Consider the following 10420-nt stretch of genomic DNA (forward strand, 5'->3'; position numbering starts at 1 on the left):
TACTGCTTTACCCGCAGAAAATGATGGTTATTTTTACGTCGATTGGCGACAATTGCAACCGGTAATCGAGGCAAAATTCCCGATCGTGCGGGTGTTAGAATTATCGATTAAGCCTTTATTTAATAATCTGCGTTCTCTTACTATTAGCAGCCAAGGTAGTGAAAATTCTGTGCGTCGGGGAACGATTTTCTTTAACTTGGGAGTGAAGTCTTAATCAGTTATCAGTCATCCAGGGTAAGCTCATCTTATTTGGTATAAATTGTACTTGACAAAGATTTCTAAATAGGGTAGCGAACTCGCTGTAGCACCGTCCCGCGCTGCCAGTACCCAGACTTAGCCGCTGCTACCTCTGTATAATTTATCATTAGCCTTAGTCTCATTGTTGTTCATAAAAATTAACGAGGAAATAGCTCATGGGTAAAGGTTTTGCCCCCGTTCTCCCCACCGGAAATAAAGCTCAACTAAAACCTGAGCTGCCTTTAACATCAGTCAATGAAATTCAAGCTAGTTTATTGACTTATCTTCAAGATATTCCTGACCCGAGAGTGTCCCGAACCCAAAAACATTGCTATTTTAGCAGTTATAGCGGGAGCCGAAGGTTGGGAAGACATCAAAAATTGTGGCCTCAGTAAGCAGCCTTGGTTAAATGAAAAGCCCAAGAATTCTTTTTCCTTCCGATGCTTTACTAGTCAAGCGATTTCCCCAGTATGGTTATTTCTGGAATCTTGTCTTCGAGGAGCTATACAATAGCATTAAGACCAAAATCAAAAGTCTCTGGAAAGCATGACTAATTATCGTGCGATACTTTACTAATCTCTTTTTATTTTCCATGAGTTATCAACACCCTTTATCCACTTCCTAGTTGGCCAAATTCCAGAAAAGCTGCTGAAGGAAAATTAAGTGGTCTCCCCAGTGGAAGAATTTATGCAGTCTTATAAGTAAGTGGTTTTAATTAAATACAACCACTTACTAGGCTCAATTGAAGTTGGCTGTATAAGCTATATGCTGTCAGGGGTTCCTCTTTAACTAATCTCTGCTTCATTATGTCTTAACAAAAAGTCCCTTAATCGCCAGGTTAAACCTGATTGGGGAAATTGAAAATTTCAGGCAATTCAATCTGACTTTTTTCGTAATCTTGGGGGATGCCTATGTCAATAAAATATTCGTCAGAGATAAACCCATACATAGGAATTTTCTCGCTATAAACTTTGAGAAAGTCGTCCTCAAAAGAAAATTTTGATGGCAGATCAAAGCCAGACAATATTTTTTTCCATACACAATACATACCGCCATTAATATAGCCTTTATCTTGATATTTTTTGGATTCAAACCCGATAATTTTTTGGTCATCGTCTAGGAGAACATTATTATAACGATCAAACTCAGTTAGTGGCTTCATAGCAACAGTTATCAGGGATTTTTTTTGATTATGTAAATTAATTAAGGCGGATAAATTGACATTAAATAAGGTATCTCCGTTGACAATTAATGCTTGTTCGGTTTCAATTTTATTGAGTGCCAACTGGAGCGCTCCTCCAGTTCCCAAGGGGGTATCTTCTATCAGATAAGTTAGCTCGTATTCCTTGTATTTATAACCAAAATGATCGATAATTTTCTGATGTTCATAGCCCACAGAAACTAAAAATTTATTGGTAATTTTTTGAAAGATTAGGTAATCTAATAGATATTCTAAAAAAGGTCTGTCGGCAACGGGAGCCATAGGTTTTGGTAAACTGTTGATCACCGATCGCAACCTAGTTCCTAACCCACCCGCCAGAATAATTACATCCATAGATACACCTCAAAAATCTGAATTATTGCCAATCTTTTGAAAACTATTTTTAGGCTTATAGGGATAATCCTCCCCCGTCGATCCTTTGCTTGCTATAATGTCCATGCTTGGGTTCCGTATTTGGTAAAGTGAAAATTAATCACTTGGCCTCCTTCTGATTTCAAAGCTTTAGTTACTTCGATTTTCTTGGTAGGATCGACCATAAAGATAATGAAACCACCGCCACCGGCTCCCGATATTTTGCCTGAATAGGCCCCGGTTTCCCTCGCTACCCGATAAATGCGATCAATCTGCGGATTACTAATTAATTTGGATAATTTCTTTTTCGCTTCCCAAGAAGTTCTCAGAATTTCTGCTATCCCCATAAAATCTGATTTAAGCAGTGCTTCTTTAAAGAGAATTGCTTCTTTTTTGAGTTGATGGGTAGCGGCGATCGCCTGCTCATTTTTTTCTTGGACATTCTGAATTTGATCCTCAATTACTTGAGATGAGTAGCGAGAAATGCCTGTATAGTAGAGGATCAGAGAGACTTCTAATTCATTGATCACCCAATTTTTAATTCTCAAAGGATTAACTATGACTCGATCTTGTTCATAAAATTCCATAAAATTAAAACCGCCAAAAGTAGCAGCGTACTGATCCTGCTTGCCCCCTAACCAGCCTAGATCAATTCGTTCGATCTCGTAGGCTAAATGGGCGATATCGTACTCGCCTAGGGGCAATTTTAACAGTTCCACAAAGGCTTTAACTATGGCCACGGCTAGGGTAGAAGAAGAACCCAATCCCGAACCAGCTGGCGCATCGGAAAAAGTGGTGATGTGCAGCGGCAAGGGTTGCCCTTGATTAAAGTCTTTAATCAAACGATTATAGACCGCTTTATGCAGATCGAGAACGCCGTTATAAGGTAGAGGAAACTGGAGGGTTTCTATTTGTTGTTCTCCTCGATCAGCGGCCACAAAAATGACTTGTTTGTCAGTAATTTCCGTGACTGTACAGTAGGCATAGAGATCGATAGTAGCGTTGAGAACGTAACCCCCATAAAGACTACAGTAAGGTTCCACATCGGTGCCGCCACCACCTAAACCTAATCTTAAAGGAGCTTTGGTTCTGATGATCATAGGTAGGCTGTTTAGGTTGATTTTTTGCTAGGAGATTTTAGTCAGGAAATATCGCTTCTTCGATCGCTAAACAAATAGTATGAAGAACAAAACCATGACCTTCTTGAATGCGCGGGGTACTGGTACTAGGAATCATCAAACAATAATCGGTTTTTTGCTCTAGAGCTAATCCCTTCGCCCCAGTTAAACCGATGCTAGTGAGACCTTTTACTTGACAAACTTTGAGAGCTTGATGGATATTGGCGGAATTTCCCGAAGTGGAAATACCGATAAACACATCGCCAGGGTTTCCTTCCGCTTCTATCTGGCGGCTAAAAATATATTCGTAACCATAATCGTTAGCAATCGCTGTTAAACTGGCGATATCGCTATTGAGGACGCGAACTGGTAAAGACTCTCTTTCTTTCAGAAATCGGCCGTGCAGCTCACCGCCAAAATGGATAGCATCGGCTGCACTGCCTCCATTACCTGCGACCAATACTTTGTGGTTGTTGCGATAAGCATGGATACATACTTGGCAAATCTCTTGGATTTTCTCTAGATATTTTGTCTCGGTTAGTAGTTTTTTCTTCAGGTTATAAGCTTCTTCCAATTCAGTCTTGATTAAAAGTGACAGAGAGGGATCGCTCTGGAAACTATCCAATTTTTTGTTTGATTTTTCCGCCATTCGCATAGGTTTGATTTTTCCAATTTTTATTAGTTGAATAAATTTAACTCTCAATTATCCTGTCATTATATTGAATAGTATCAAAAGACCAGAATCGCTCTCCATTAATTGGGGAGAAAACCCTTAGAATGGTGGAATCGATCACGGGAACCGAGTCAAAAGAGTGATCTTTTGCCAGTTATTCTGGGAATATACCACAAACGCCCCAACCTTAGCACAATTTGTTTTGTTTGTAAATAAATTTTTGATGTATTCTGGCCCAGACGAGCGATTTCTGAGCGGGGGATTCAACCCTTGCCAGTCTTGGCCTTGTGTTTGGCTGGAGAAAAATGTTAACAATTCATGACAATACCGCCGATATAATCAAAAGCCCAAAGGCCTGAAGGCGTATAATATGGCGTGATTACTATACTCTGACACCTAGATAGTGAGGAGAAGCAATTTAGTCGAGAAAACTAGCACAAATCGCTACAATCCCTCGAATTTTGTCTGTGCATCAGTTCAAGCTCTCGTCTCTGACAGAAGAACTGAGAATTCTAGTCCCCGACTCGAAAAAGTCCAACATAATGAATCCTTTCCCCGCAATTTCTGTCAATGACGGCCACCAAAAATACCCGTCTCCGCCACCTCCAGGCAATTCTGACCAAAAAAGCGAAGATAGAGCAAAAAAGAACAAAGCCTTATTTCTCGATCGAGATGGGGTAGTTATCGACTATATCCCCTACCTGAGTAAACCAGAACAGGTGAGCATTCCCGCCGGGGCAGCGGCTGCCTTAAAACAGTGGCAGGATGCCGGCTATCTGCTGATCATCATTACCAATCAATCGGGGATTGCTAGGGGCTATTTCACTTGGGATGATCTAGCGGCGATTCACGGGCGCATGATCGAGGAATACCGACAATTGGGCGTGCATTTTCACGATCTTGCCATCTGTCCGCACCATCCCGACGAAGGTTGTCTCTGCCGCAAACCCTCCCCCTATCTGCTGCTGACAGCCGCCCACCAATATGGAATCGACTTAGCCGGCTCGTTGTTTATCGGCGATGCGCCCAGTGATCTAGAATGCGCCCTAGAAGCCGGTTGTCAGCCGGTATTGCTCTTAACAGGACGAGGAAAAGTCACCCTTGGGGAGCTCGAGAAATACCCAGTTCAGATTCCCGTGTATGGCCAACTAAAGGAAACGGTAGAATTATTGTCAAAAACCGATGCCGAACCCGAATTATGAGAATATTAGTCCTTTCTTACCATAATTTTCTCTACCGGCCTAGTCGCGGGGCAACCGAAGGGAGAACTTTTAACCTGATCAAATGTCTTGATCAAAACCAGGATGTCACCCTGTTCCCTCGTCGGCTGGAGAATGTCAGCGAAACTGAGAGCGAAGAATTAAAAACCTTTACCGATCATCTTGTCTTATTTCCGTCCTGGGGAATTCCCGATTAAGGCAAGGGACTGACAAAACTAATCGGTCAAACAGGACGCTTTCTGGGGGGAACTTTTTGAGAGTTTTACCGCCATAAAAATTGATTTTTTGGAGCCTAATCATGAAAGTTTTAATAGTAGGAAATTACGTCAACGATCGGCAGATCAGTATCAATCGTTTTGTCGGTTTAGTCGAGAAAGGACTCAGACAAAAAGGACACGAAATTCGGCGAGTGCAAGCACAGCCTATTTTCGGTCAACTGAAATCCTCTCCCCAGGGACTCGGCAAGTGGTTAGGGTATATTGATAAGTTAATTATTTTCCCAGTGCAGTTACGTCAGCAGGTTGATTGGGCCGATATCGTCTGCATTTGTGATCAAGCTTTATCCTATTTAACTCCCTATCTAAAAGATCGCAAATATTTTGTCATCTGTCACGATCTGCTGGCTACTCGTTCCGCCCTAGGAGAAATTCCTGAAAATCCCACCAGTTGGACGGGTAAACAGTATCAGGCGATGATTTTGCGAGGATTAAAACAGGCTAAATATGTTGTCTGTTCTTCCGAAGCTACTCGTGCCGATGTTCTCCGTTTAACCAAAATTACCCCCGAACAAACGGAAGTGATCGAGGATTGCTTGAGTGAGGGCTACGGTCCGATGACAAGGGAAGCGGCGGTAAATCTAGTGGCTAAATTTAACATTAATAGTGATTGTCCCTGGCTAATTCATGTCGGGGGCGACCAATGGTATAAAAATCGATTGGGATTGCTGAAAATATTCAAGAAGTTAATCACTTTCGCCGGTCTGGAAAATTGCCGACTGATCCTGATGGGAAAACCTTTGTTGCCGGATGTGCGAAAATTTGTTAATCAGAATAATTTGTCCCCACAAATAATCGAACTAGGAACCGTCTCCGATGAGGATATCCGCGCTTTTTATTGCCTAGCAACTGCTTTAATTTTTCCCTCCTTTCAGGAAGGATTCGGTGTTCCCGTTATTGAAGCTCAATCCTGTGGTTGTCCGGTCTTTACCTCCAATCGTCTGCCCATGACTGTTATCGCTGACGATGCAGCTGTTTACTTCGATCCCACCGAACACGAGGCCGCCGCTACTATTATTGCAGAAAATCTTCTCGCTCCCGATCGCCTGGAAGATTTGAGGCAAAAAGGTTTTATCAATGCCACTCGCTTTAGTTACGAAAGAATGATCCAATCCTACGACCGATTATTGCCAAAATTGTAGTCTAGAGCTTTTTGGCGACTTAAGAATAAACTTTATTAGCTTTAGCTGTTAAACAGACTTTATCAATCATCTGAGTTTTTCCAATCAATGAGATGACCTGATTGTAAATCCATCTCAGCTGCTTTTAATTTTTCTATGATCTTGGGAATTTCTCTAATTTCTTGGGTTGCTTGCTCACTCTCTTTATCTGATAAATAAGCAGCAAATTCTAGAATAGTCTTTAAATTTTCTAATGATAAGGTTTGGAGATATTGTTGAATTTTTTGCTGCATTAAATCAATCTGTGCTAATGTTTCAGAATCTAAAAAATCTTCTGAGGTCGAGAGATTTACTTGAAGGTCAGTAATAGTCATAGTCTGATAAATTGCTACTTTTAAGTTAAGTAGCTGGTTATAATTAAATTTAAAATGTATTTTAGGTTCGACCCCCCTGCGCCCCTTAATAAGGGGTAGGGCTGTTTCATTTAAATTAAGTACAGCTGATTTTGAGTCAATAAATTTGACTAAAGATTCTCAAGTTTATCTTTTTCTAACCAAAAGAATTAGTCACAATAACTAATCTTTAATCCTCTGCCAATATTTATTATGAATAAAGTGATAAAGCTTGTTCCCAAGACACTAAAAGCTTATCTCTCTTGAAATTGTCTGAGAGTACATCCTGTTAATTTAGCTAATTTTTCTACTTCTTACGTCGATAAAACTATCAGTTTTTCCCAACGTTCAGCTAACCACCTCTGTCCCTCTGTTATTGAGAGAAAACCCAAACCTCTGAAAAGATTCAATCCTATAGTTGTGAGAATTGACCAATTGCTGGCCGCTTGAAAATCACTTATCTCGCTTTTATCTTCCTCAAAAATTACATCTTTTACCCAATGTAACTGATTTTCTATTTTCCAGTGTCCTCGAATAATTTTAGCAAATACTTGAGCGGATTCAGTTAGGCTACTGATATAGTAAGCTGTTTCTTCATACGTTTTATCCCCGCGACTACCCCTTCTTTCTACTTTAATAACTCTTCGTAGATTTTCAAACCCTTGTCTTTCATTTTTACTCACTTTAAAAACTTCTATTTTTCTTGATATTTTTCGACCATGACTATTATCTTGTTTGAGAAAGCAACTTTCTGCCTTTGAGGAATTACTTAGGTCTTGTATTCGCTGATAAAGATTTTTCTGATTTCCGGCTCTTCGTTACTTGGTATGGTTCGATAGGGGGGCATAAATCGACTAAATCCTTATCTGGCAAGAGATTTAATTGATTAGCTCGTTCTAGATCAAAAACAATTGCCAAAAATCGAAGCAATGTTTTTCTCTATAAGGGTTTCATCTCTTATCATCCTGTCCGTTGCATAAGATAAACCGAAGAACCTGATTTCCTTTAACGGTGATAAGCTAAGACGTATTTAGATCGCTTATCCTTAGATGAGCTACATCTCCCCCAATCCCTTTACTGTTACCTCTTGCAAGGGTGCCTATTGCCTCATCTCAACAAGCAATTTAAATACGCAGGCAGCTTATTCTGATGGGAGAATGAAACAGCCCTACCCTATCCATGAGTCACATTAAAGGTTGAAAATAGGGTGAATTCCAAAAGTCGGATGTGGCACTCGCTGCGGCTAGATTTCCCCAAGCTTGCCGAACTTTTGTACTAGATTGGCTGGCCAAGTTTTCCACAATACTGATTAACCTTTTCTTTCTTCTCGTGTCCCCTAGGTCTGCATACTGTAATTCTTGGGTTGCCCATTTCTCCATTTTTTTTGGCTCACCCCAACCTTGATTCCTTCTTTCAAAACTATACCTATCAATCGTTTCCCCTTTTTTTAAGTTTCTTCTCTTTTTGTTAAGAAATATCTGACTAATGGATAGGCAGGGGGGGATCGAAGGCAAAATCGATCTTCTTCATTATTAGCTTTTCGCCTATCGGCATTCAGCCAGAGTGAGCAATTCTTGCTATTCTTATGTTTGTAGGGTTGGAGATTTTTCTAACCTGAAGCGGTAATGCTATCAGCGCTGGATTATTCCCCAAAATTGTCCAGCATATTTTGGTTAACTTTATCCACAATCATCTAACGAAAACAGTGACAGCAAAGAAAACTTGGAGCGATCGCTTTGAAGGTAGCCTCCATCCTACGATCGTAGAATTTAACGCCAGTATTGGCTTTGATATCGAATTAATCGAGTATGATCTCACCGGATCGATCGCTCACGCCAAAATGCTCGCCTATACGGGTATTATCAGCCACGAAGAAGCAGATAGTCTCGTCTCTGGATTGGAACAAATTCGTCAAGAATACCGCACCGGCAACTTTAACCCCGGCATCGATCAAGAGGACGTGCATTTTGCTGTGGAACGTCGTTTAACCGAGATCGTGGGAGATGTGGGCAAAAAACTGCACACGGCCCGTTCGCGGAATGATCAGGTAGGAACGGATATTCGTCTGTATCTTAGACAACAAATCGATGATATTAGGCAAGAAATTCGCAATTTTCAGCAAGCTTTAGTCAATCACGCTGAAAACCATCTAGAAACCCTGATCCCCGGTTATACCCACCTACAGCGCGCTCAACCGATTAGTTTAGCCCATCATCTCCTCGCTTATTTTCAAATGGCCGAACGGGATCACCAAAGATTAGGGCAAATTCGCGCCAGGACTAATATTTCGCCCCTAGGATGTGGCGCTTTAGCGGGGACGACTTTTCCGATTGATCGTCATTACAGTGCCAATTTACTCGATTTTGAGCAGGTGTATAACAATAGTCTCGATGGAGTTAGCGATCGAGATTTTGCCATTGAATTTATGACGGCCGCTAGTCTGATTATGGTCCACCTGAGCCGTTTGAGCGAAGAAATGATTCTCTGGTCTTCCCAAGAATTTAGTTTTATCACTCTCACCGATAGTTGTGCCACTGGATCCAGCATTATGCCCCAGAAAAAAAATCCCGATGTTCCCGAATTAGTGCGCGGCAAAACAGGGCGGGTTTTTGGGCATTTACAGGCGTTATTGACCTTAATGAAGGGTTTACCCCTGGCCTATAACAAAGACTTGCAGGAGGACAAGGAGGCGTTATTTGATGGCGTTAAAACCGTGCGGATTTGTTTGCAAGCGATGACGGTACTTTTAGCCACCGGAATTCAATTTAAAACTGACCGATTAGCTAATGCGGTGGCGGAAGATTTTTCTAATGCGACGGATGTGGCGGATTATTTAGCCAGTAAGGGAATTCCCTTCCGAGAAGCTTATAATTTAGTCGGGAAAGTCGTTAAAAGCAGTTTGGCAGCGGGTAAGTTATTGAAAGATTTAACCCTGACGGAATGGCAAGAATTACATCCAGCTTTTGAGGCCGATATCTATGACGCGATCGCTCCTCGTCAGGTGGTGGCGGCCCGTAATAGCTATGGTGGCACAGGTTTTGAACAAGTGCGATCGGCTTTAATTCAGGCTAAAGCCATTCTCGATCATGATTGATATTGTTAGGGGTTTTGGGGTTTTGGGGTTTTGGGGTATTAGTTAAAATTTCTCTCCCCATCCCCCCATCTCCCTATCTCCCTATCTTCCTATCTCCTAATTCCTATGGGTCGTGTTTGGTATTTTATTAAAAGTGTTATGGGAATTATCTTTCGTCATCCTGTAACTGGGGTGACAATAATTCCGCTGCTTGCTGACGGCACAATTGTTTTAATCCGACGCAGAGACACCGGCAAATGGGCCCTACCGGGGGGAATGATCGATTGGGGGGAAGATATTTTTAATACTGCCCAAAGGGAATTAAAAGAGGAAACAGGATTAAATTTAGTCAGTTTAGGGCGTTTAGTGGGGGTTTATTCCTCTTTTGAGCGTGATCCGCGCATTCACTCCATTTCAGTTTTAATTGAAGTTACAGCTGCGGGGAATTTTCAGATCAAAGATACATTAGAAGTTAGCGAGGTGAGAGCTTTTAGCGTCGAAACTTTACCTCTAGGCAATCTCAGTCACGATAATGGTCGCCAACTAGAAGATTATCTCAGGGGTGCCACTGTAGTGGCTTGATTTTTTTCTAGTATCGGCTCTCCCAGGTTTGGTGGGTAAAATGTATTCTAGGATACAGTCCTGCTGGCGAGTGAGTGGAACGAACCACAAAGACACAAAGGACACAAAGATTGATCGATCATATTGTAAGTTAAACTGATCACACAGAACCTAGAA

At 41.5% G+C, this 10420-nt stretch carries 10 protein-coding genes and 4 pseudogenes; 7 read left to right on the forward strand and 7 right to left on the reverse strand.

Going from position 1 to position 10420, the window contains the following annotated elements; translation table 11 throughout:
* On the forward strand, positions 1–214 hold a 214-nt coding region (locus tag ACE1AQ_RS18165), incomplete at its 5' end, for a DUF3352 domain-containing protein (protein ID WP_288103659.1).
* A 259-nt stretch (positions 215–473) separates the two neighbouring features.
* Positions 474–651 (forward strand): annotated as a pseudogene (locus tag ACE1AQ_RS18170) (transposase family protein); the annotation flags it as partial.
* A gap of 424 nt (positions 652–1075) precedes the next feature.
* Here ACE1AQ_RS18170 and ACE1AQ_RS18175 read toward each other — a convergent pair.
* From ACE1AQ_RS18175 to ACE1AQ_RS18185, 3 genes are all read right to left on the reverse strand, one after another.
* Positions 1076–1792, reverse strand: a complete 717-nt coding sequence (locus tag ACE1AQ_RS18175) for a nucleotidyltransferase family protein (protein WP_008203912.1) — start codon at positions 1790–1792, stop codon at positions 1076–1078.
* A gap of 92 nt (positions 1793–1884) precedes the next feature.
* Positions 1885–2910: a dehydrogenase gene (locus tag ACE1AQ_RS18180; protein WP_008203903.1), complete on the reverse strand. Its 1026-nt coding sequence runs from the start codon at positions 2908–2910 to the stop codon at positions 1885–1887.
* Between the two features lie 37 nt (positions 2911–2947).
* Complete coding sequence (locus ACE1AQ_RS18185) at positions 2948–3583, reverse strand: SIS domain-containing protein (RefSeq protein ID WP_008203902.1); 636 nt, start codon at positions 3581–3583, stop codon at positions 2948–2950.
* A gap of 560 nt (positions 3584–4143) precedes the next feature.
* Here ACE1AQ_RS18185 and ACE1AQ_RS18190 point away from each other — a divergent pair.
* The 3 genes from ACE1AQ_RS18190 to ACE1AQ_RS18200 all read left to right on the forward strand — a co-directional run bounded on the left by ACE1AQ_RS18190 (position 4144) and on the right by ACE1AQ_RS18200 (position 6238).
* Positions 4144–4803, forward strand: a complete 660-nt coding sequence (locus tag ACE1AQ_RS18190; RefSeq protein ID WP_110543392.1) for an HAD-IIIA family hydrolase — start codon at positions 4144–4146, stop codon at positions 4801–4803.
* Positions 4800–5018: a hypothetical protein gene (locus ACE1AQ_RS18195; RefSeq protein ID WP_039900287.1), complete on the forward strand. Its 219-nt coding sequence runs from the start codon at positions 4800–4802 to the stop codon at positions 5016–5018. The genes ACE1AQ_RS18190 and ACE1AQ_RS18195 overlap by 4 nt, the downstream gene beginning before the upstream one ends.
* A gap of 101 nt (positions 5019–5119) precedes the next feature.
* Positions 5120–6238 carry a glycosyltransferase family 1 protein gene (locus ACE1AQ_RS18200; RefSeq protein WP_008203900.1) on the forward strand — a complete coding sequence of 373 codons (1119 nt, stop codon included), beginning with the start codon at positions 5120–5122 and terminating at the stop codon, positions 6236–6238.
* Positions 6239–6300: 62 nt separating this feature from the next.
* On the opposite strand, the gene ACE1AQ_RS18205 is transcribed toward ACE1AQ_RS18200, so the two are convergent.
* The 4 genes and pseudogenes from ACE1AQ_RS18205 to ACE1AQ_RS18220 all read right to left on the reverse strand — a co-directional run.
* A complete protein-coding gene (locus tag ACE1AQ_RS18205) occupies positions 6301–6591 on the reverse strand; it encodes a hypothetical protein (RefSeq protein WP_008203899.1) in 291 nt (96 codons plus the stop codon).
* A gap of 332 nt (positions 6592–6923) precedes the next feature.
* Positions 6924–7418: pseudogene (locus ACE1AQ_RS18210) on the reverse strand (ISAs1 family transposase); the annotation flags it as partial.
* Positions 7375–7573: pseudogene (locus ACE1AQ_RS18215) on the reverse strand (hypothetical protein). The pseudogenes ACE1AQ_RS18210 and ACE1AQ_RS18215, both read right to left, overlap by 44 nt.
* A 229-nt stretch (positions 7574–7802) precedes the next feature.
* Positions 7803–7988, reverse strand: a pseudogene (locus ACE1AQ_RS18220) (transposase); the annotation flags it as partial.
* Between the two features lie 326 nt (positions 7989–8314).
* Here ACE1AQ_RS18220 and argH point away from each other — a divergent pair.
* A complete protein-coding gene (argH, locus tag ACE1AQ_RS18225; protein WP_110545781.1) occupies positions 8315–9703 on the forward strand; it encodes an argininosuccinate lyase in 1389 nt (462 codons plus the stop codon).
* A 105-nt stretch (positions 9704–9808) separates the two neighbouring features.
* Positions 9809–10264 (forward strand): NUDIX hydrolase, encoded by a 456-nt coding sequence (locus ACE1AQ_RS18230; protein ID WP_110545783.1) that lies wholly within the window; start codon positions 9809–9811, stop codon positions 10262–10264.
* Positions 10265–10420: the final 156 nt, after the last annotated feature.

This window comes from Microcystis sp. BLCC-F209, from assembly GCF_041928595.1.
Classification (GTDB): domain Bacteria; phylum Cyanobacteriota; class Cyanobacteriia; order Cyanobacteriales; family Microcystaceae; genus Microcystis.